This is a genomic window from Nitrospirillum guanabarense, from assembly GCF_034653355.1.
Lineage (GTDB): Bacteria > Pseudomonadota > Alphaproteobacteria > Azospirillales > Azospirillaceae > Nitrospirillum.
The window spans coordinates 2,323,498-2,344,028 of sequence record NZ_JAYEER010000004.1 but is presented as its reverse complement, the minus strand read 5'-3'; the positions used below and the strand labels follow the sequence as shown (position 1 = coordinate 2,344,028).

The window sequence follows — 20,531 nt, the reverse complement described above, 5'->3', positions numbered from 1 at the left end:
GGGAACGCAGTGGACTGGAAATCGAGGACAAGCCAAGGGGCGGATGCCCCGTCGGCGTCTGAGGCATGAGAGGCAAGCGTAGCGACTAGGCCCCGACCGGGGCCGCCGGAGATTTCCGGGGGAACGCAGTGGACTGGAAATCGAGGACAAGCCAAGGGGCGGATGCCCCGCCGGCGTCTGAGGAATTGGCACGGTAATGATAGACCTATTGGGCTTTGGTGGCCGAGGCTGGGGTTTGCAGCTGCTGCAGGGCATGGGGATGACCCTGCTGGTGGCGGTGTCGGCCTATCTGTGGGGCCTGGCCCTGGGCGGAGCGGCGGCGGCCTTGAAGCTGTCCGGCCATCGGGGCGGCCGGGTCGCGGCCGATGTCTACACCACCATCGTGCGCGGCGTGCCCTCATTGTTGGTCATCTACCTGCTGTTCTTCGGCGGCAACAGCGCGGCCACCTGGGTCGTCAGCCTGCTGGGCTTCAACGGGCCGGTGGAGCTGTCGGCCCTGCCCGTGGGCATCCTGGCGGTGGGGACGGTGTCCGGCGCCTATTCCGCTGAGGTGCTGCGCGGTGGCGCCCTGGCGGTGCCCCACGGCCAGGTCGAGGCCGCCAAGGCCTTGGGCATGAACCGCTGGCTGACCTTCCGCCGCGTCATGCTGCCCCAGACCCTGCGCTATGCCCTGCCCGGCCTGGGCAACGTCTGGCAGCTGACCCTGAAGGACACCTCGCTGGTTTCCGTGGTGGCCCTGGTGGAACTGATGCGCGTGGCCTATCTGGCCCAGGGCGCCACCCGCCAGCCCTTCCTGTTCTTCACCACCGCCGGCCTGCTGTATCTGGCCATGGCCGCCCTGTCCGGCCGCCTGTTCGCCCGGGCGGAGGGATGGGCCGGGCGTGGCGTGCGGAGGGCCGCCCGATGAATTCCCCCCTCGTCACCGCCCTGATGGCGGCCCTGCCCCAGTTCGTCACCGGCACCTGGCTGACGGTGCAGCTGGTGGCCCTGTCGCTGCTGGTGGGGTTGGTGCTGGCCACGCTGGTGGCCGTGATGCGGCTGTCGCACCTGGCGCCGCTGTCGTGGGTGGCGCGCGGCTACATCCACGTCTTCCGCTCCACGCCCCTGCTGGTGCAGATCTTCCTGATCTATTACGGCCTGGGCCAGTTCGACGCCGTGCGCCAGAGCGTGCTGTGGCCCCTGCTGCGGGAACCGTACTGGTGCGCCATCATCGCCTTCGTGTTGAACACCGGCGCCTACACGGCGGAGATCATGCGCGGTGGCATCGAGGCCGTGCCCCATGGCCAGGTGGAGGCGGCGCGCGCCTGCGGCATGGGCGGCGGCCTGCTGTTCCGCCGCATCATCCTGCCCCAGGCCTTCCGCTTGGCGCTGCCGGCCTACGGCAATGAGATCATCCTCATGCTGCAGGGCAGCGCGCTTGCCAGCACCATCACGCTGATGGAACTGACGGGCGTGGCCAAGGCCGTCGCTGCCCGCACCTTCCAGCCCATCGAGGTGTTCTGCCTGGCCGGCGCCGTCTACCTCGGGATGAGTTTCCTCATCACCCGGGGCGTTCAGTTGGCGGAGCGGCGGCTGACCCCGGTAAAAAGGTAATAGGAACGCGAAGCGTCAGGTCTATGCCGTCGCACCTTGGGCAATGTTGTCCATTTCCCCTTGAGTTGGCGCGGGATTGCTCTGCATAAAGGCGGAAACCCCTCCGCCTTTACTCTTCCAAGCAGGATCATGACGAAGACCCATCGCAAGGCCCTGCGCGGCCGTGGTTTGCGCGCCGCCACTTCCCTGTTGGCCACGTCCATGTTGACCAGCGCCATGGCGGGTATCGCCGCCCCGGCCCTGGCCGCCGACCGGGATCCCGACCTGCTGGCCCTGGGCGTCGGCATCTATGACCAGTCCTGGATCGACCCGCCCGCCTTCTTCCAGGTGGACGCCGACACCCCCCACGACCGGACCCAGTTCGTCACCGCCGAATACCGCTTCGGCTGGTCGCTGGTGAAGGTGGACGACTGGTTCGCCATCAAGCCGCTGGTGGGCGTGATCCAGACCTTCAAGGGCAGCTTCTACGGCTATGGCGGCCTGCAGGCCGATTTCACCTGGGGGCCCTTCTTCATCACCCCCAGCGCCGCCGCCGGCTACTACGCCCATGGCGACGGCAAGGACATGGGCTACCCCCTGGAGTTCCGCACCCAGATCGAGACGGGCTACCGCTTCACCAACGGCGACCGCTTCTCCATCGCCCTCAGCCACATCTCCAACGCCGAGCTGGGCAAGACCGTCACCATCCCCGGCACCCCGCGCACCCGCACGGTCAACCCGGGCGCCAACAACCTGGTGGCCTATTACAGCTTCGCCCTCTGATCCTGATCAATGGGTGGTGAGGGGCGCGGCGCGGAAGGGGCACTTCCGCGCCGCTTCCCTTTGGGATGCTTCAAGGCGCGGCAAGAGGCCGGCGCTGGCCGGTTCGCCCAGCATCTCGTCATTAATGTCTTGGAAGGGGGGGATTTGGTGGAGCCGAGGAGGATCGAACTCCCGACCTACGCATTGCGAACGCGTCGCTCTCCCAGCTGAGCTACGGCCCCACACTCAAATCCGGCGGCGGGCATAGTCCCGGGCGCCTGAAGTGGGCGGGATAATGCTCAGGGCGACCGGGCATGTCAAGCGGCCATTCCGCGAAAAGAACGGAATGCGGGGCATGCGGGGGCCGGGGTGCTTCCGGTGGGTGGGGCCGCTTGGGGATGGGCGCACATGTCCAGTGCGGGCCCGCGCTGGACAAGGGGGCGCCCCGCCCGTAGGGTGGCGCCCATGCCGTTGAAACCATTGGGGACGGACCTGCTATGGATCCTTTGATCCGCACCATCCTGGAACTGCTGCTCGTGGTTCTGAACCTGGCCTGGTGGGTGCTGATGATCAGCGCCATCCTGAGCTGGCTGGTGTTCTTCGGGGTGATCAACACCCGTAACCGCTTCGTCGCCACCCTGATGGACATCACCTACCGCCTGACGGAACCGCTGCTGCGTCCCATCCGCAACGTCGTGCCCAACCTGGGTGGCGTGGACATCTCCTTCATCGTGCTGATGCTGATCATCTGGGCGCTGGAACGGCTGATCCAGAACTACATGTTCAGTTCCCTGATGTTCCGCTAAAGCGGTGGCCGAGGGGAAACCGGCCGCCGAGGTGATCCCCGGCGGGGTGCGCGTGTACTTGCGCGTCACCCCCCGCGCCTCCCGCACCGCCATCCAGGGCCTCATGGAGGGGCCGGAGGGCCGTCAGCTGCTGAAGGTGGCCGTCACCGCCGTGCCTGAGGACGGCAAGGCCAACGAGGCCGTGCTGAAGCTGCTGTCCAAGACCTGGCGCGTCCCCAAATCCAGCCTCACCATCGTCGCCGGCCTGACCGACCGCAACAAGGTGGTGGAGGTGGCGGGGGAAGCGGACGGGCTGCTGGCCGTGGTGCGCGCATCCTGGCAAGGCTGATCGGGGCGTCATTGGCGGCCGCGCCCCTCACGCTATCGCCGCTCCCCTGGCTGGAGTAGGATCAGGCTTCCCAACAGCGAGGCCCCATGCCACCCCCGAAGAAGCCGGCTCCCCAGGCCAAGCTCAGCGCCATGGACCAGATGATCGCCGACTGCGTCAAGAAGGCCAAGGCGCGTAAGCGATCTGGCCAGACGGACAAGGAGTGGCGGGCCAAATACGCCGCGTCGCTCAAGGGCGGGGATGACGGGGCGGCCCCGATGAGCGAGACGCCCTTCGCCGGGGACGCGTTCAAAAAGAAATAGAGACGGCCGGTCCGAGGAAATTTCCCAAAAAAAGCCCCGCCCGGCTCACAGAGCCGGCGCGCGGAGTGACTTGCCGCTTGCCGGCGGTTGTCGCCGATCGCGGCCATAAGGATAAATCTTCACGGTCCATGCGTGCCGGGGTTCAGGATGAAGCGATTCGTGTGGGGCCGGTTGATCGCGGCCGGAATAATGGTCGGCGTCTGTTTGCAGGGGGCGGTCGCCGCGCCGGTTCAATCCATGGCGGGGTCCCTGACGGCGGCCTTTGCCGAGATCGACAAGCGATTGGCGCCGCACAACCAGGGCTTCGGACTGGACGATGACCCTGCCGCACCTGACCTGCTGCGACAGGAGTGGGATCTGTATGCGCAGGCGGCGGCGGACTGCCTGAATACGCGTCCCGATGCGACAGAGGCGGAGGTCGCCGCCGCCGTGCAGGGCCTGTTGCCGCCAGACAAATTCGGCGTGCCCTCCATCAATGTGTTGGCGCGACGGCTGGACACGCAGTCGGTTGTCGTCGCGGCTCAGCAGAACGAAGTGGGCACCGCTTTTATTTTGGGAATCAGGGACGGGCGGTATCAGCGTGTCTGGAGCATTGCTGATGCACCTGACCAACCCTACGTCATCGCCTTCAAGATACTCAGCGCTTGGTCCCTATCAGGCGCAGGGCCGGGGTGCGGCGAGGCATCCGTGTCGGATGGTGGAGAGGCATGCGGTCCCCTTTTCCCCGCTGATGTGGGTCTGCTACCGATCCGTGCCGACGGCCTCCGCCGCTTCTACCTTGATGCTGACCACGCTCAAATGATGGGGGCGACCGTTGGGGCCCAGATCAGCGTTTGGGACTGGAATGGCCGAACGGCCAAGCCGGCGGCGGTGCATCTGTTCGCGCGCATGGTCGACCAGAAGGTGGGAACGCGCGTGAAGGGTGACCGCTTGCGCGTACGCACGAAGGGCGAGTTCAAGACCTTTTCCGCCTGTGGCCAATGTGAGGGGCGGCAGGTCGACTGGACCCTGCGCCTCACCCCCGATGGCGTTGTTGAGGAAGGTGAAACCAGCGCCGTGCCCGAACTGGACGCGGTGGACCACTTCCTTGATCTGCTGACAAAGAAACAAGCGACCGAAAGCGTCGCCGCGCCCCAGGCGGTGACGTCCATGCGCGCCATCCTGGATGCGGATAAAGAAACAGCATCGTTGGCGAGCTTCGGCATGTTGGATACGGCGACGGTCGTAACGATACGGGGCCGAAAGTCGCTGTGCCTGATGGTGGATGAACTTCCAGCGATCCGCTTTTTCCTGGCGGGCAACCGCATCGTCGGGGTCCGTCTCATGGCGAATGACGAGCCCTGTGACGACCCGCGCGGTGCCCGATCGGCTCTCTGATGAAGTCTGCCATCCGCCCAAGCTCCTTCCCGGCATCGCTGATCGCAACAAGCTGCTTGGGCGGACGCGTTGCTGATGCGTGTCCGTCAAGGGTACAGGGCGGCGCCCAGGGCAATGGAAAGGGCGAAGCTCAAGCACCAGAGCCAGGCTGCGGTGTGCGGGAGTCCCAGACAGGTCGCCCGCCGCCAGAGATAAGACGGGGGGAGAAACACCCACAGGGCCGTGAAGTTTCGGCCCGCCTTGTCCAACGCGGTGCGAATGACGCGCCGGTCCAGACCGGCCAGGACAAGATAGACGAAGAACGACGCCAAATTGGCGATCTGAAGGGCGTCCTTGGGTCCAGGGCCGGGATGGCGGATCAGGGCCTGCTCCAGGGCGGTGGCGATCAGGGGAATAACGGCGAAACCATAGGCGAAGACATTGACCGCCGGCCCCGGGAACGGGGCGGATGGTAGGGACTGTCCCATCGTCATCGTTGTTCAACCCGTGCCGTATGCACCAGGAACGATAATACGCCAACGCGGTGGTAAAAGCGCCCAACAAAAAAGCCCCGCCCGGTTTCCCGGACGGGGCTTTCCTGAAAGTGGCGGATAAGGCCGCTTACTGCTTGCCGGCCATGGCGCCCAGGCGCAGGCGCAGGGCGTTCAGCTTGATGAAGCCTTCGGCGTCCTTCTGGTTGTAGACGCTGTCGGCCTCGAAGGTGACGTAGTCCAGGCGGTACAGCGAGTTCGGGCTCTGGCGGCCGACCACGCGGGCGGAGCCCTTGTACAGCTTCAGGCGCACGACGCCGGTGACGCGCTTCTGCGTCTGGTCGATCAGGGCCTGCAGGGCCTCACGCTCCGGGCTGAACCAGAAGCCGTTGTAGATCAGCTCGGCATAGCGCGGCATGATCTCGTCCTTCAGGTGCATGGCGCCGCGGTCCAGCGTCAGGCTCTCGATGGCGCGGTGGGCCACCGACAGCAGCGTGCCGCCGGGGGTTTCGTACACGCCGCAACTCTTCATGCCGACGTAGCGGTTCTCCACCAGGTCCAGGCGGCCGATGCCGTTGGCGCCGGCCAGCTCGTTCAGGCGGGTCAGCAGGGCCGCCGGGCCCAGCTTCTGCCCATCGACGGCCACCGGGTCGCCGCCCTCGAACTCGATCTCGACATAGGTCGGGGTGTCCGGCGCCTTTTCCGGGGCGACGGTACGGGTGTACATGTCCTCGTCGGGCTCTTCCCAGGGGTTCTCCAGCGCCTTGCCCTCGTAGGAGATGTGCAGCAGGTTGGCGTCCGTGCTGTACGGCGCCTCGCCGCGCTTGTCCTTGGCGATCGGGATCTGGTGCTTCTCGGCGAACTCCAGCAGGGCGGTGCGGCTGTTCAGGGTCCATTCGCGCCAGGGGGCGATGACCTTGATGTCCGGCTTCAGGGCGTAATAGCCCAGTTCGAACCGCACCTGGTCGTTGCCCTTGCCGGTGGCGCCGTGGGCCACGGCGTCGGCGCCGACGGCCTTGGCGATCTCGATCTGGCGCTTGGCGATCAGCGGGCGGGCGATGGAGGTGCCCAGCAGGTAGACGCCCTCATACAGCGTGTTGGCCCGGAACATGGGGAACACGAAGTCGCGCACGAACTCGTCACGCAGGTCGTCGATGTAGATGTTCTCGGGCTTCACGCCCAGCAGCTCGGCCTTCTTGCGGGCGGGCTCCAGCTCTTCACCCTGGCCCAGGTCGGCGGTGAAGGTCACGATCTCGCACTTATACGTCTCCTGCAGGTATTTCAGGATGACGGAGGTGTCGAGACCGCCGGAGTAGGCGAGGACAACTTTCTTGACGCTCATGACTGGTACGCCCGCTTGATCTGGGTGGAATGCGTCGCGGACGTTATCCCCCGGGCGCTCGGCTGGCAAGATTGTGGCGCGTGTGACCGCCGCATCCCCAGCCCTCGCCAGCGTCGGTTTGGGTGAAGGAATGTTCGGCGTACGACGAATACAGGGTTGGTGTGGAAGCTTCAGCGGGTTACGTTAGCCGTACGACGAACGGTGATGGAATCTGGATCGTATCATGTCCGGCGTTAGTCGAACGGCGAACAGGAAGCGGGATCGGGGGGCGCCATTGGCCCAGTTTGGCGCCATTGTGCAGGACGTGACCGATGCCGTTCCGCTGGATGGCCCCGGCCGTCTGGGCGCCCTGATTCGTGCCCGGCGCCAGGCCTTGGGCATGACCTTGCGTGAGGTCGCGGCCGGCACTGGCTTTAGCCTGTCCTTCCTCTCGGCAGTAGAGAACGGCAAGCCCACGGCCGAACTGGGCAAGGTCATGGCCTACATGCAGGCCCTGGGCATCGATCTGTTTGGAGGATTGCGGTGACTGGGGACGGGCGGGCTCTGGAGGTTTTCCTGGGTGAACGCGGGGTTGGTGTCCTGGAGGCAGACGACCTGGGCCGCCTGACCTTCACCTATGCCGATCGCGACCCACTGTCGCGGCTATCGATCAGCCTGCGGCCTCAACTCGAGCCTTATGCTGACGCGGAGTGTCGGCCTTTTTTTGCCGGGCTGCTTCCGGAGGGGGAGGCCTTGGCCGCCGCTGCCGAACGCCGCCGGTTGCAGCCGTATGAGACCTTTAACCTGTTGCGTGAATACGGCGCTGAATGTGCTGGTGCGGTGCGGCTGCTGCAGCCCGGCAGCCGGCCGGAGATTCCGCAGGATTATGAGCCGCTGGAGGAGGCGGACCTCGCCCGCATAATCGATGAGATTCCGGCGTCGCCCAATTCCGCCGGCGACCGGCGGGTCCGCCTGTCCCTAGCCGGGGCCCAGCCCAAGACCGCCGTGGCCCTACTGGGCGGGCGCTTCTATCGACCCCTCAACGGTTCGCCATCAACCCACCTCGTTAAGGTGGCTCCGGCCGGCAGGCCAGATTTTGCCCTTGTGCCGAAGGCGGAGGCGTTTTCCATGGCGCTGGCGGCCAACCTGGGTGTGGATGTCGCCGGAGCGGCCCTTCGCTCCTTCGGCGGGCGGGAATGTCTACTGGTGGAACGCTATGACCGGCGTGTCGAGGGCGGCCGCATCCATGAAATCCACCAGGAGGATTTTTGCCAGGCGCTGGGCTATCCGCCAGAGCGAAAGTATGAGTTTTCCACCGATGAGACAGGAGAGATTCAAAAGGTTGGACCAGGGCTGAGCCAATGTCTGGGTTTGGCTCGGCAGACAGCGGCACCGTTGTTGGTGCGGGCGGAACTGATACGCCGGGTGATCGCCACGGTGCTGTTGGCGAACGCCGATGCTCACGCCAAGAATTTCAGCTTGCTCTACGATGCGCCTGGCCGCGCGCCTTCCCTGGCTCCTGCCTATGACGTGCTGTGCACTCGAATCTTCCCGGTCACAGAGGACTTGGCCATGGCAATCGGTAGTGCTATCCGGCCAACCGAAATCCGTAGGGTTGATTGGCTCATGCTGGCGCCAGCAGGCGCGCCGGGGGCCCTGAGTGCCTTGGAAGCGGCGGTTAAGGCCCAGGCGGAGACCGTGTTGCCCAAGTTGGATGCTCTGCGGCGGAGGCCGGAGTTCGCGGGCATCCAGCCCTACGAGGACATCCGCCGCTGTGTGGCGGAGGTGGTCCGCAGCATGGCCAGCGCCTTCGGCTGGACCGTCCCGGCCGAGGCGCCGCCCTATCTGGCACGCGCCGGTGGATGGGCGCCATCCAGCTGACTCACCCCCTCTGCCGGGGCCAGTGGGTATAGGCCAGGTACCACAGGGCGGGGATGCCCAGGACGGGGAAGTACAGCAGCAGCGCCCAATAGGGGTTGCGGCCCACCTTGGCCAGCACCAGGCCGGCGGCACAGACGGCGATGGTGGCCAGGATGACGACAATCAGCAGGGCGGCCCAGTTGGGCAGCAGCAGGCCGAGGGCGGGGGCGTAGGCGAGCGGCAGCATGGGCGCTTACTCCGACGCGGTGGCCTGGGCGGCCGCCCGCTCGCGCTTCAGGCGTTCGCGCGGGTGCATCTTGGGTTGGCGGACGGGCAGAACGGGCCAGGGCGTCTTGGCCAGCAGCACCAGGAAGACGACGGGCCCCAGCAGCGGCAAGGCCAGCCACAGGGGCCAGCGGCGGGGCAGGCCGGCGCGGATGACCAGCCGATGGGCCGGCCACAGCAGCAGGGCCGTGACGCCGAGGTGGATCATCAGGCTGTTGACGAGATCGGTACCGAGATCCAAAGCGCGCATCCCTATCATCCGTCCCATAAGATGGGGCGGATGATAGCCAAAGCCCAGGAGGGATGACAGTCTGGGGATTACAGCGTGCCTGTGGCCGCCAAACCCGCTTCCTTTTCCGCCACCTGGGCGGCGTACTCGGCCTGCAGGGCCTTGTGCGCCTCCAGCGCCGCGATGCGGGCCTGGGCGGTGGGCTTGGTGCTCTCGCTCTTCAGCTGACCGCAGGCGGCCAGAATGTCGCGGCCGCGCGGGGTGCGCACGGGCGAGGCATAGCCGGCGTTGTTCACGAAGTCCGCGAACTTGGTGATCTGCTCATCGGTCGAGCACTCGAAGGGCGCGCCCGGCCAATAGTTGAAGGGGATCAGGTTGATCTTGGCCGGAATGCCGCGCAGCAGGCGCACCAGCTCGCGCGCGTCGGCCAGGCTGTCGTTCACGCCCTTCAGCATGACGTATTCGAAGGTGATGCGGCGCGCGTTGCTGAGTCCCGGATAGTCCCGGCAGGCCTGCATCAGTTCCTTGATGGGGTACTTGCGGTTCAGCGGTACGATGCGGTCGCGCAACTCGTCATTCACCGCGTGCAGGCTGACGGCCAGGTTCACGCCCAGCTCATCGCCGCACTGCCGCATCATGGGCACGACGCCGGAGGTGGACAGGGTGATGCGCCGCTTGGAAATGGCGATGCCCTCGCCATCCATGACGATCTTCAGCGCCTTGGCGACGTTGGCGTAGTTGAACAGCGGCTCGCCCATGCCCATCATCACGATGTTGCTCAGCATGCGCCCGTCGGGCGGGGCCGGCCATTCGTCCAGGTGGTCGCGCGCCAGCATGACCTGGCCCACGATCTCGGCGGCGTCCAGGTTGCGCACCAGGCGCTGGGTGCCGGTGTGGCAGAAGCGGCAGGTCAGGGTGCAGCCCACCTGGGAGGAGACGCAGAGCGTGCCGCGGTCTTCCTCGGGGATGTGGACGGTCTCAATCTCCTGGCCGTCGGGCATGCGGGCCAGCCACTTGCGCGTGCCGTCCTCGCTCTTCAGGTCCTTCACGGCCGTGGGCCGGTCGATGACGTAAAGGTCGGCCAGCTTCTCGCGCACCGGCTTGGCCAGCGTGCTCATCACCGCGAAATCGGTGGCGCCGCGATGGTAGATCCAGTGCCACAGCTGGCGCGCGCGAAAGCGCTCCAGCCCGGCCCGTGCGACCTCAGCCTCCAGATCGTCCCGCGAGAGGCCGACCAAGTTCACCCGCCCGTCCGCCCGAGGAGGCGGCGGGGCGAATTCCTTCATGTGATTTTCCACGCCCATGGCGGCGATAGATGGGGCAGATCGGCCCCGAGTCAAAGGGGGAACTCGGGAAAAATGCGCGGGGCGGGGTTGCGTGCGGGACCAGACGCCGCTATCGCGGGTGGGAACATAAGATCTGGAAGGCAAAGGCCATGATCCTGCATCAGGTGACGGCGGCGGACGGGACCCTGCTGGCGGTGGCGGAGGGCGGCGTGCCCGAGGGCAGGCCCATGCTGTTCCTGCATGGTTTCGGCCAGAGCCATCGCGCCTTCCGCGCCCAGTTCGACGGTCCCCTGGCGGCGGAGTTCCGCCTCCTGGCGCTGGACCTGCGGGGGCATGGCCGGTCCGGCCGGCCGCAGGATCCGGCCGCCTACGGCGACGGCCCCCACTGGGGCGGCGATGTCATGGCCGTGCGCCGCGCCCTGGGCTTGGAGGATGTGATCCTGGTGGGCTGGTCCTACGGCGGTGCCGTGCTGGCCGACCATGTGGCGGCGTATGGGACCGAGGGGATCGCCGGCGCGGTTTTCGCCGGGGCCTGCCCGCGCTTGGGCAAGGCGGCCGCGCCTTATCTGGGGCCCGCCGCCAAGGCCCATTTTCCGCCCATCCTCTCCGACGACCTGGCAACGCAAGAGGCCGGTGCCCGCGCGCTGGCTGAGGCGCTTGGTGAGCGGAATGAGGCGGACGCGGCGGTGGCCGATACCCTGTCGGTACCCCTGGCGGCGCGACGGGCGATGATGCGCCGCCAGATGGATGGCGCCGCCCTGGCGGCGTTCGACCGTCCAGCCCTGGTGGTCCATGGCCGGGCGGACCCGGTGATCCTGCCCACCATGGCCGACTGGCTGGCGGAGACCCTGCCGCAGGCGCAGGTGCATCTGTACGACGGCGTCGGGCACGCCCCGTTCCTTGAGGCGGCCCGCCGTTTCGACGCCGACGTGGCGGCGTTCGCCCGCCGGGCTTAATGCCTTTACGCCGCGCGCACCCTGGAGATGAAGGCGTCAACCTGCGCGCGCAGCGCGTCTGATTGCCGGGACAGGTCCGCCGCCGCCGTCAGGACCTGGCTGGAGGCGGCCCCCGTCTCCCCCGCCGCCTGCGTGACGGCGGTGATGTTGGTTGCGACCTCCGCCGTGCCGGAGGAGGCTTGATGGACGCTGCGGGCGATTTCCTGGGTGGCGGCCCCCTGTTCCTCCACCGCCGATGCCACCGTGGTCGCGATCTCGTTGATCCGCGTGATGGTGCCGGTGATGCCGTCGATGGCATGCACCGAATCGGCGGTGGCCTGCTGGATGGCCTTGACCTGGGCCGAAATGTCCTCGGTCGCTTTGGCGGTTTGGGTGGCGAGAAGCTTGACCTCGGAGGCGACGACGGCGAAGCCCTTGCCCGCCTCGCCGGCGCGTGCCGCCTCGATGGTCGCGTTCAGGGCCAACAGGTTGGTCTGCCCGGCGATGCCGTTGATCAGCTTCACCACCTCGTCGATCTTCTGCGCGGCGGATGCCAGGGCCTGCACCTGCGTGTTCGTCCGGGCGGTGTCGGTCACCGCCTGGCTGGCGATGCGGGTCGACTCCGCCACATGCCGGCTGATCTCCCCGATGGAAGAGGACAGCTCGGCCGCCGCCGCCGCGACCGTCTGCACATTGGCGGACGCCTGCTCGGCCGCCGCCGCCACGGTGGTGGAGCGCTGGCTGGTCTGGGCGGCCGTGGACGACATGGACTGCGCGGTGGACTGCAACTGCGCCGAGGCGGAGGACACGGTGGCCACGACGCCCCTGACGCTGGCCTCGAACTCATCGGCCAGCTTGGCCATGACCGCGCGCTTTTCCTCCTCGGCCCGGCGCTTCATCGACTCCTGCTCGGCGCGGAGCCGCGCGCCTCGATCATCCGGCGCTTGAACACCTCGACCGATGCCGCCATGTCGCCGATCTCATCCTTGCGGCCGACGCCGGGCACCTCGACGGACTGGTCGCCGCCCGCCAGGCAGGTCATGGCGCGGGTCATGCCGGCCACCGGCCGGGTGATGTCGCGCACGATAACGGTGCTGAGCACGCCCGTGATGCCGAACAGCGCCAGCGTGGCCGCCAGCGCCGTCCATAGCACGCCCTTGGCATCGTCCCGGACACGCTCCCCTTGTGCCAGCAAGGCGTGGGACAGGTGATCCTCGACCGTCTTCATCATGTCGATGCGCGCGGTCGCCATTTTGAACCAATAGGCGCCGTCGATTCCGCCCAGCGCATCACCGGGCGTGGTTTCCACCGCGACCTTGCGCATCCGCTCGACCTCGCTGACGGCCTCGCCGGTCACCGTGCGGTCCAGGAAGGCTTGGTCGTCGGGAGAGGCGCTGGCGGTGAACAGCCGGAAATACGTGGCCTCTTCCGCGAGCGTGCCGAGGAAGCGCCGATATTGGGTGATGTCGAACTTGCCGGCGGCGAAGGCCGGCGCGCCGTTCGCCCGCTCCTCTCCCGCGCGCTCCTTCGCCTGGGTGAAGTTGACATAGGTCGACAGCACCCGCGCCACGTCCGGGTTCGTGACCGATTTGGAAATTTCAATATCGACGTCCAGCTGACGCAGGATCGTCGCGGTGAAATAGGCGCTCGAACTCCGCGGCCGGGATTTGCAGGCCGTCGATCTTGCGCCGCATCTCGTCCAGTTGCGCCAGCCGCCGGGTGGCGTCTATCAAGATTTGGGCCAGCGCGCTGCCGGCCGAGGCGCTGACGTCGCTTTTCAGCGCCGCTTCCAGCGTCCGCCGCCGCTGGTCGGTGCGGGTCCGCTGCTCCGGCAACTCGCGCTGGAACTGCACGCCCTTGCTGCCCAGGAACAGGGCCGACGCCCCCCGCTCGCGCTGCATTTCATGCACCAGGTCGCCCACCGTGGTGGCGAGCTGCGTCAACCGCGACAGCGTCCGCATCTGGGATACCGTCGCCTGTTTTTCAGCGAGGATGAGGGCGGCGGCCAGCAGCAGGCCCAGCGACGGCACCAGCAACGCCAGCACCACGCGGTGCAGGATCCTGAATCGAGTCATCGGCCCCATCTTCCGCTTTTTCTGAAAAAAGCACGCTAATGCAAGCGGATAGGGCGGAAAATTCAAAAGATCAGCTAATTATAAGTTTAATTGATTAAGCAACGGCAAGTGTTTCTTTATTGCGCTTCTATCGGTTGGAACGACATAATTCCAACACCGAAAAACAACGAACTTCCGTAGGCTCTTCGAGAAAAGAGGATCGAAGCCTAAATCGCCCGCTTGGGGCTATATTCCCCCTTTGACTCAGGCGCCCTCGGCCAGATCCAGCAGGTCATCCATGTCCTGGATCTGCACCTTGTTGCCTTCCAGCAGGCTGATGACCCGGCTGGTCTTCAGCTGGGTGAAGGTGCGGCTGACGGTTTCTGTGGTCAGGCCCAGATAGTCGGCGATATCGGCGCGGCTCATGGGCACGTGCACCGGGTTGGTCTTGTGGCCGCGCCGGCTGGCCCGCTGCGACAGCAGCAGCAGGAAGGAGCAGATCTTCTCCTTGGCCGTCTTGCGGCCCAGCAGCAGCATCTGGTCCTGCGCCGCCGCCAGCTCGTTCGACGCCATGGAGAACAGGCGGCGCTGCATCTTGGGGAACTCATCCAGCAGCGCCTCCATGCGGCGCCGGGGGAAACGGCACAGCGACACCGGCGTCACCGTCTCGGCGGTGTAGGCGTAGCTGTCGTTGACCGACAGGCCGAAGAAGTCGCCCGGCAGCAGGAAGCCCGTGATCTGCCGCCGGCCGTCCGGCAGCAGCTTGTAGACCTTCACCGTGCCGGAGGTGACGTTGTACAGCGTTTCCGCCGGGTCGCCCTCGCCGAACACCGTATGGCCGGCGTCGAAGCGCGTGGTCTGCAGGATCTCCGCCAGGCGGCGCAGTTCCTCCGCCTCCAAGGCGGCGCAGACGGTCAGGGTGCGAACGGTGCAGGCGCTGCAGGGGTGGATTTCGCTGGCCGGGTCGGTCTTCCCGTTGGTTTGGGTGTTCGAATCCCTGGAATAGGCAAAATCGATGTGGGTCATCGCCGCACTCCGCTGTCAGCCGTCACCTCCGGAGCCCGCGCGGATCGCGGTCGGAGGGATGCGGCCGATCTTTCGTTCCCCAATCAGTGCCGCGAGGTCAGCATATAGCCAGGAAACGACTGAGGAAAAGCCTAGACATGGCGATGACTGGCTTACTCCAATCCCGCGTTTATTCTTTGATCCATGTCATGGCGGCGGTTCGGGGCCTGGCATCAGGATGGCTATCCCTCAGTCTCGGATTTGCGCCTTCATGCCCACCTTCGTGACCCGTCCCCTGGACGCCCGACAGATCGATCAGGCCTATGCGCTGATGCGCCCGTTCTATCCGGACTTGACGGTGGAGCGTTGGCGCGACCACGCCCAGGCCCTGCTGGCGCCCGGCAGCCGCGGTGGCATCGTCACGGTGCAGCTGGACCATCGCTACATGCATGGCCTGTTCTCCTACCTGGTGGTGCCGGATCTGGATCATCGCTTGGGCTTGCAGGTGGACGTGTTCGTGGCCCTGGACCTTTTCGATCCGGAAGGGGCGGGTGACGCCTTGCTGGCGGAAATGGACCGGATCGCCCGCCGGTACGGCTGCGACGCCATCCACGTCACCCTGCCGGACAGCCAGGTGAAGGCCCATCCGTCGCTGGCGCGCTTCCGCGCCCTGGGCCATCTGCCCGAGGGGCGCCGCCTGTGCAAGCACCTGGTGGCCGAACCGATGGCCGCGCCGGCCTGAGGACCAGATGCGTTCCTGGCGACGGGAGCCCTTGCGCCCTTTGCCGTTGTGCCTTCGGGGCCGCGCGGTATTCTCCGGCCCATGACTGAAAAGCTCCCCACCCTGCTGTTCCAGGCGGGCCGGCACAAGCGCGTGGCCGGTGGCCACCCCTGGGCCTATTCCAACGAAATCCAGATGGATGCCGCCGCCAAGGCTTTGGCCCGTGGCGGGCTGGTGCGGCTGGCCGACGCCGGCGGCGGCGTGCTGGGCATCGCCACCTTCAACCCCCACACCCTGATCGCGGCGCGCGTGCTGACCCGCGACCTGTCGGCGACCATCGACGCCGGCTTCTTCGCCGAGCGCTTCCGCACGGCGGCGGCGCTGCGCGACCGGATGATCGGCCGGCCCTACTACCGCCTTGTGCATGCCGAGGCGGACGGCCTGCCGGCGCTGATCGTCGACCGCTACGGCGATGTGCTGGTGGTGCAGGCCAACTCCGCCGGCATGGATCGGCTGCTGCCCCAGATCCTGGAGGGTTTGGGCACGGTGTTCCCCGGCGCGTCCATCATCCTGCGCAATGATAGCGCCGCCCGCGGCCTGGAAGGGGTGGGGGAGGAGGTGCGCGTGGCCGTGGGGGCCGTCGACGGGCCCATCAAGGTGGAGGAGAACGGCGCCACCTTCTTCGCCGACCCGGCGGGCGGGCAGAAGACGGGCTGGTTCTATGATCAGCGCGACCATCGCGCCTTCGTCGCCAGCTTGGCCCAGGGTCGCTCGGTCATCGATTTCTACAGCTATTGCGGCGGTTTCGGTGTGCTGGCGGCCACCCGGGGGGCGGCGCGCACCGTGCTGGTCGACCGGTCGGCCGGCGCCCTGGAACTGGCCGGCAAGGCGGCGGCGGCCAACGGCGTCGCCGACACGGTGGAACTGCGTAAGGCCGACGCCTTCGCCGAGCTGGAGCGCCTGGCGGAGGGGGGCGAGACCTTCGAGGTGGTGATCTGCGATCCGCCGGCCTTCGTGAAGTCCAAGAAGGACCTGGCCAACGGCAGCCGCGCCTACCGCAAGCTGGCCAAGCTGGGCGCCCAGATCACCGCCCCCGGCGGCATTCTGCTGGTGGCCAGCTGCAGCCATAACATGCCGCCGGACATGTTCGCCGAACTGGTGGCCAAGGGCCTGGGGGACGCCCGCCGCCAGGGCCGCATCCTGCGCTTTTCCGGCGCCGGCCCGGACCACCCGGTGCATCCTTTGCTGCCGGAAAGCGCCTACCTCAAGGCGGAAGTGTTCGCCCTGGACTAAGGCGGCGCCCGGTGGCGTGGAAGTGCGAGAACAAATAGGGATAAGCGGCTGACTTCGGCCGCTTTTTCCGTTTCTGGGGTCTCGTTTCTCGCACCCGCAGCGATGCGGTGGACCCGGGTCACCCCTGTGACAGTTACATGAATGGTCCCTGAGAGCGGGCTTGACACCCCTTATGCTCCGCGCGAGCATTAGTCACCCTAATGCTCAAATAGAGCATAAGGGTGGTGAAGATACAGGGAAGATGCCCCCGCTTGTCGCGCCGTGGGGGCCGGCCATGCGGGCCGATGTCGTTCGTGGCGCGTTCGTTTGCCAGGTGTCCCGATGTCCGTTGCCGAGATCGATCTCGAATACACCCCCGCCGTCGCCGCCGCGACCCGCCCCCTGTATGAGCGGGTGGCCAAGGTGATCCCGGAGGTGGAGTGGCCCTTCCACGCGCCGCTGGTGCACGCCATCAACACGCTGAAGAAGGAACGCAACGCCGTCATCCTGGCGCACAACTACCAGACGCCGGAAATCTTCCACTGCGTTTCCGACATCGTGGGCGACAGCCTGGCGCTGGCGCGCAAGGCGGCGCAGACGGACGCCGACGTCATCGTCATGGCCGGCGTGCATTTCATGGCCGAGACGGCCAAGATCCTGAACCCGTCCAAGACGGTGCTGATGCCCGACATGCGCGCCGGCTGCTCGCTGGCCGACAGCATCACCGCCGCCGACATCCGCCTGCTGCGCGAGGCGCACCCCGGCGTGCCGGTGGTCACCTACGTCAACACCTCGGCCGAGGTGAAGGCGGAAAGCGACATCTGCTGCACCTCCGGCAACGCGGTGGAGATCGTGGAATCGCTGGACAGCGACAGCGTGCTGTTCTTGCCCGATGAATACCTGGCCAGCTGGGTCGCCACCCAGACCAAGAAGAAGATCATCAAGTGGCAGGGCCACTGCGAGGTGCATGAGCGCTTCACGGGGTCGGAACTGCGCGACTACCGCGCCCGCTTCAAGGATCTGACCATCATCGCCCACCCCGAATGTCCACCCGAGGTGCTGGCCGAAGCCGACTTCGTCGGCAGCACCGCCCGCATGGTGGAGTATGTGGGCGAGGCGCGGCCGAACCGGGTGCTGATGGTCACCGAATGCTCCATGAGCGACAACGTCGCGACCGAATATCCGGACGTGGAATTCATCCGTCCTTGCAACCTGTGCCCCCACATGAAGCGGGTCAGCCTCTCCAACATCCTGGAGTCGTTGCGGACGATGGAGCCCAAGGTGGAGATCGACCCCACGGTGGCCGATCGCGCCCGCCTGGCGGTGGAGCGCATGCTGGCCGTGGGCTGCTGATCCCGTTCGTATGACACCCAAGGCCGGCCGGATGTTCGGCCGGCCGTCCCGTTCCTCTGGTGACGGAGCCTGATGCCATGGATGGCGCGTCTTATCCGGTGTCGCCTGTTAAGGTGGTCCACAGCGATGTGGTGGTGGTCGGGTCCGGCACGGCCGGCATGGCGGCCTCGCTGGCCCTGGCCCAGGCCGGGCGGAAGGTCCGCCTGCTGACCAAGACGGACGACCTGCCCGGCGGGTCCAGCCTGTGGGCCCAGGGTGGTGTGGCCGTGGCGCTGGGTGACGGCGACAGCGCCGCCGACCATGCCGCCGACACGGTCGCCGCCGGGGCGGGACTGACGGATCCCAGCATGGCCCGCCTCCTGGCCGAGGCCGGCATTGTCGAGATGTCCACCCTGCTGGACGCCGGCCTGCCCGCCGACCGGGGGGCCGACGGCAGGCCCTTGCTGGGGCGCGAGGCGGCGCACGGCCGCCACCGCATCCTGCATGCCGGCGGCGACGCCACCGGCCGTACCCTGGTGACCTTCCTGGCCGCGCGCGTGCGCGCCACCCCGGGCATCAGCATCCACACCCGCGCCGCCGCCGCCGACCTGGTGGTGCGTGAGACCGGGCGCGGGCGGCGGGCGCAGGGCGTTCTGGCCTATGAGGACGGTGTCGGCTGGGTGCTGCACGTCGCCCCGCATGTGGTCCTGGCCACCGGCGGCACCGGCCAGCTGTGGGCCGTGACCACCAATCCGCCCGAGGCCACGGGTGATGGCATGGCGCTGGCCGCCCGTGCCGGCGCCCATCTGGCCGACCTGGAATTCGTGCAGTTCCACCCGACGGCCCTGGCCGTCGCCGGCCCGCCCGGCCGCCGGCCTCTGCTGACCGAGGCGCTGCGTGGCGCCGGCGCCAAGGTGCTGGACGCCGGCGGCCACGCCTTCATGGCCGAAGAGCATCCCGACGCCGAATTGGCGCCCCGTGACGTGGTGGCCCGCGCCATCGGCCGCCGCGTGGCGTGGGGCGAAAAGGTGTTCCTGGACCTGCGGCCCTTGTGGGCGGCTGGAAAGTCGGAAAAATTCCCCACCGTGGCTGGCATCTGCGCCGAGGCCGGCCTGGACCCCGCCGCCGCCCCCGTCCCCGTGGCGCCTGCCGCGCACTACCACATGGGCGGCGTGCTGACGGATGCCGATGGCCGCACCTCCATCCCAGGATTGTGGGCGGCGGGTGAGGTCGCCTGCACCCATGTCCACGGCGCCAACCGCTTGGCCAGCAACTCGCTGCTGGAGGCGGTGGTGTTCGCCGGCCGCGTGGCGGCGGCGCTCACGGCCGAACCGGCCACCCCCCAGCCGGTGGCCGTGCCTGAGGCCCCCACCGTGCCCGGCGGCGCCCCCGCCGCCGACCTGGCGGCCGAGGCGCAGCGGTTGATGGCGGAGAAGGTGGGCCTGGTGCGCGATGGCCTGGGCCTGGCCGAGGCGGCGCTGCGCCTGCGGGGCCTGGCCGTGGCCGCGGACCACCTGGCGCCGGCCCGCGACTATGCCGGCATCCGCGCCGGCCTGGAACTGCGCAACCGCCTGCTGCTGTCCCGCCTGGTGGTGGAGGCGGCCAAGCGCCGGGAGGAAAGCCGGGGCGCCCATACCCGGGCGGATCATCCGGAAACCCGCGACGCCTGGCGCCATCACCAGATCCTGACCTATTCCGACCTCGGCCGCGTGGCCGAGGTTGAGCCCGCCACCACCCGGGAAACCCGTTCATGAGCACGCCTTTCGCCCCGCTTTATCCCGTGATGTACGAAGGCTTGGTCCGCGCCGCGTTGCTGGAGGATCTGGGCCGGGCGGGCGACGTCACGGCCGATGCCTGCATCCCGGTGGAAACCCAGGCCCGCGCCCTGTTCCAGGCCCGCCACGCCGGCGTCGTCGCCGGCCTGGCTCCGGCGCTGTCCGCCTTCTCCCTGCTGGACCCCAGCCTGTCGGTGCGCACCCTGGTGGCCGACGGCACCCATGTGGCGGCTGGCCAAGCGGTGGCGGTGGTGGAGGGGGCGGCCCGCCCCATCCTGTCGGGGGAGCGCACGGCCCTGAACCTGCTGGGCCGCCTGTGCGGCATCGCCTCCAAGACGGCGGAACTGGTACGGGCTATCGAGGGCACGGGCGCCCATATCGTCTGCACCCGCAAGACCACGCCCGGCCTGCGCGCGCTTGAGAAATACGCCGTGCGCGTGGGCGGCGGCGGCAACCACCGCTTCGGCCTCGATGACGCCGTCCTGATCAAGGACAACCACCTGGTGGCGGCCGGCGGCCTGCGCGCCGCGGTGGAGCGCGCCCGCGCCCATGTCGGTCACATGGTGAAGATCGAGGTGGAGGTCGACACCCTGGCCCAGTTGGAAGAACTGCTGGCCCTGCCGGTGGACGCCGTCCTGCTGGACAACATGGACCCCGCCACCCTGCGCCAGGCCGTGGGCATGGTGGCTGGCCGGCTGATCACCGAAGCCTCCGGCGGCATCACGCCGGAGACGGTGCGGGCGGTGGCGGAGACGGGCGTGACCCTGATCTCCCTGGGCTGGCTCACCCACTCCGTCACCAACTTCGACATCGGGCTGGATTTCGAGAGCCTGTAAGCG

The 20,531-nt window shown here is 67.5% G+C and carries 24 protein-coding genes and 1 tRNA gene; 15 read left to right on the top strand and 10 right to left on the bottom strand.

The window, feature by feature from the left end:
* Positions 1-196: 196 nt before the first annotated feature.
* The 3 genes from UAA55_RS28930 to UAA55_RS28920 all read left to right on the top strand — a co-directional run bounded on the left by UAA55_RS28930 (position 197) and on the right by UAA55_RS28920 (position 2,355).
* On the top strand, positions 197-907 hold the full coding sequence (locus UAA55_RS28930; protein WP_322957172.1) for an ABC transporter permease: 711 nt from the start codon (positions 197-199) through the stop codon (positions 905-907).
* Positions 904-1,593 carry an ABC transporter permease gene (locus UAA55_RS28925; protein ID WP_322957171.1) on the top strand — a complete coding sequence of 230 codons (690 nt, stop codon included), beginning with the start codon at positions 904-906 and terminating at the stop codon, positions 1,591-1,593. The genes UAA55_RS28930 and UAA55_RS28925 overlap by 4 nt, the downstream gene beginning before the upstream one ends.
* Before the next feature lie 129 nt (positions 1,594-1,722).
* The gene (locus tag UAA55_RS28920) at positions 1,723-2,355 is read left to right on the top strand and encodes an acyloxyacyl hydrolase (protein ID WP_322957170.1); all 633 of its coding nucleotides are present in this window, start codon (positions 1,723-1,725) and stop codon (positions 2,353-2,355) included.
* A gap of 145 nt (positions 2,356-2,500) precedes the next feature.
* Here the strand turns inward: UAA55_RS28920 and UAA55_RS28915 are convergent.
* Positions 2,501-2,576 (bottom strand) — tRNA-Ala (locus tag UAA55_RS28915).
* A gap of 255 nt (positions 2,577-2,831) precedes the next feature.
* On the opposite strand from UAA55_RS28915, the gene UAA55_RS28910 reads away from it, so the two are divergent.
* The 4 genes from UAA55_RS28910 (at position 2,832) to UAA55_RS28895 (ending at position 5,147) form a co-directional block, all read left to right on the top strand.
* Positions 2,832-3,140, top strand: a complete 309-nt coding sequence (locus UAA55_RS28910) for a YggT family protein (RefSeq protein ID WP_211098507.1) — start codon at positions 2,832-2,834, stop codon at positions 3,138-3,140.
* A 4-nt stretch (positions 3,141-3,144) separates the two neighbouring features.
* A complete protein-coding gene (locus UAA55_RS28905) occupies positions 3,145-3,468 on the top strand; it encodes a DUF167 domain-containing protein (RefSeq protein ID WP_322957169.1) in 324 nt (107 codons plus the stop codon).
* Between the two features lie 86 nt (positions 3,469-3,554).
* Positions 3,555-3,770 carry a hypothetical protein gene (locus tag UAA55_RS28900; RefSeq protein ID WP_040848894.1) on the top strand — a complete coding sequence of 72 codons (216 nt, stop codon included), beginning with the start codon at positions 3,555-3,557 and terminating at the stop codon, positions 3,768-3,770.
* Positions 3,771-3,917: 147 nt separating this feature from the next.
* The gene (locus UAA55_RS28895; RefSeq protein WP_322957166.1) at positions 3,918-5,147 is read left to right on the top strand and encodes a hypothetical protein; all 1,230 of its coding nucleotides are present in this window, start codon (positions 3,918-3,920) and stop codon (positions 5,145-5,147) included.
* 86 nt (positions 5,148-5,233) lie between these two features.
* On the opposite strand, the gene UAA55_RS28890 is transcribed toward UAA55_RS28895, so the two are convergent.
* Positions 5,234-5,620 (bottom strand): hypothetical protein, encoded by a 387-nt coding sequence (locus UAA55_RS28890; protein ID WP_322957165.1) that lies wholly within the window; start codon positions 5,618-5,620, stop codon positions 5,234-5,236.
* A 127-nt stretch (positions 5,621-5,747) separates the two neighbouring features.
* On the bottom strand, positions 5,748-6,959 hold the full coding sequence (locus UAA55_RS28885; RefSeq protein WP_322957163.1) for an argininosuccinate synthase: 1,212 nt from the start codon (positions 6,957-6,959) through the stop codon (positions 5,748-5,750).
* A gap of 274 nt (positions 6,960-7,233) precedes the next feature.
* Between UAA55_RS28885 and UAA55_RS28880 the strand changes: the two genes are divergently transcribed.
* On the top strand, positions 7,234-7,485 hold the full coding sequence (locus tag UAA55_RS28880; protein ID WP_322957162.1) for a helix-turn-helix domain-containing protein: 252 nt from the start codon (positions 7,234-7,236) through the stop codon (positions 7,483-7,485).
* Positions 7,482-8,819, top strand: coding sequence for a HipA domain-containing protein (locus UAA55_RS28875; protein WP_322957160.1), 1,338 nt, complete (start codon positions 7,482-7,484; stop codon positions 8,817-8,819). Before UAA55_RS28880 ends, UAA55_RS28875 begins: the two co-directional genes overlap by 4 nt.
* Position 8,820: 1 nt before the next feature.
* On the opposite strand, the gene UAA55_RS28870 is transcribed toward UAA55_RS28875, so the two are convergent.
* From UAA55_RS28870 to rlmN, 3 genes are all read right to left on the bottom strand, one after another.
* Positions 8,821-9,045: a hypothetical protein gene (locus tag UAA55_RS28870; RefSeq protein WP_322957158.1), complete on the bottom strand. Its 225-nt coding sequence runs from the start codon at positions 9,043-9,045 to the stop codon at positions 8,821-8,823.
* A 6-nt stretch (positions 9,046-9,051) separates the two neighbouring features.
* The gene (locus UAA55_RS28865) at positions 9,052-9,333 is read right to left on the bottom strand and encodes a hypothetical protein (protein WP_322957157.1); all 282 of its coding nucleotides are present in this window, start codon (positions 9,331-9,333) and stop codon (positions 9,052-9,054) included.
* A gap of 68 nt (positions 9,334-9,401) precedes the next feature.
* Positions 9,402-10,616, bottom strand: coding sequence for a dual-specificity RNA methyltransferase RlmN (gene rlmN / locus UAA55_RS28860; protein ID WP_416235231.1), 1,215 nt, complete (start codon positions 10,614-10,616; stop codon positions 9,402-9,404).
* 131 nt (positions 10,617-10,747) lie between these two features.
* Between rlmN and UAA55_RS28855 the strand changes: the two genes are divergently transcribed.
* Positions 10,748-11,554 (top strand): alpha/beta fold hydrolase, encoded by an 807-nt coding sequence (locus UAA55_RS28855; RefSeq protein WP_322957154.1) that lies wholly within the window; start codon positions 10,748-10,750, stop codon positions 11,552-11,554.
* A 5-nt stretch (positions 11,555-11,559) separates the two neighbouring features.
* On the opposite strand, the gene UAA55_RS28850 is transcribed toward UAA55_RS28855, so the two are convergent.
* From UAA55_RS28850 to UAA55_RS28835, 4 genes are all read right to left on the bottom strand, one after another.
* Positions 11,560-12,432: a methyl-accepting chemotaxis protein gene (locus UAA55_RS28850; RefSeq protein ID WP_322957153.1), complete on the bottom strand. Its 873-nt coding sequence runs from the start codon at positions 12,430-12,432 to the stop codon at positions 11,560-11,562.
* Entirely contained in the window at positions 12,429-13,136 is a 708-nt protein-coding gene (locus UAA55_RS28845; protein ID WP_322957789.1) for a nitrate- and nitrite sensing domain-containing protein, read from the bottom strand. Before UAA55_RS28845 ends, UAA55_RS28850 begins: the two co-directional genes overlap by 4 nt.
* Complete coding sequence (locus UAA55_RS28840; RefSeq protein ID WP_322957151.1) at positions 13,132-13,608, bottom strand: nitrate- and nitrite sensing domain-containing protein; 477 nt, start codon at positions 13,606-13,608, stop codon at positions 13,132-13,134. Before UAA55_RS28840 ends, UAA55_RS28845 begins: the two co-directional genes overlap by 5 nt.
* A gap of 243 nt (positions 13,609-13,851) precedes the next feature.
* Positions 13,852-14,538, bottom strand: a complete 687-nt coding sequence (locus tag UAA55_RS28835; RefSeq protein WP_088872405.1) for a Crp/Fnr family transcriptional regulator — start codon at positions 14,536-14,538, stop codon at positions 13,852-13,854.
* Between the two features lie 325 nt (positions 14,539-14,863).
* Between UAA55_RS28835 and UAA55_RS28830 the strand changes: the two genes are divergently transcribed.
* The 5 genes from UAA55_RS28830 to nadC all read left to right on the top strand — a co-directional run bounded on the left by UAA55_RS28830 (position 14,864) and on the right by nadC (position 20,528).
* Positions 14,864-15,334 (top strand): hypothetical protein, encoded by a 471-nt coding sequence (locus tag UAA55_RS28830; RefSeq protein ID WP_322957149.1) that lies wholly within the window; start codon positions 14,864-14,866, stop codon positions 15,332-15,334.
* A gap of 81 nt (positions 15,335-15,415) precedes the next feature.
* Positions 15,416-16,606, top strand: coding sequence for a class I SAM-dependent rRNA methyltransferase (locus tag UAA55_RS28825; RefSeq protein ID WP_322957148.1), 1,191 nt, complete (start codon positions 15,416-15,418; stop codon positions 16,604-16,606).
* Between the two features lie 321 nt (positions 16,607-16,927).
* Positions 16,928-17,938, top strand: a complete 1,011-nt coding sequence (gene nadA, locus UAA55_RS28820) for a quinolinate synthase NadA (RefSeq protein ID WP_322957146.1) — start codon at positions 16,928-16,930, stop codon at positions 17,936-17,938.
* Between the two features lie 77 nt (positions 17,939-18,015).
* A complete protein-coding gene (locus UAA55_RS28815) occupies positions 18,016-19,671 on the top strand; it encodes an L-aspartate oxidase (protein ID WP_322957144.1) in 1,656 nt (551 codons plus the stop codon).
* Positions 19,668-20,528, top strand: coding sequence for a carboxylating nicotinate-nucleotide diphosphorylase (nadC, locus tag UAA55_RS28810; RefSeq protein ID WP_322957142.1), 861 nt, complete (start codon positions 19,668-19,670; stop codon positions 20,526-20,528). The genes UAA55_RS28815 and nadC overlap by 4 nt, the downstream gene beginning before the upstream one ends.
* Positions 20,529-20,531 lie beyond the last annotated feature (3 nt).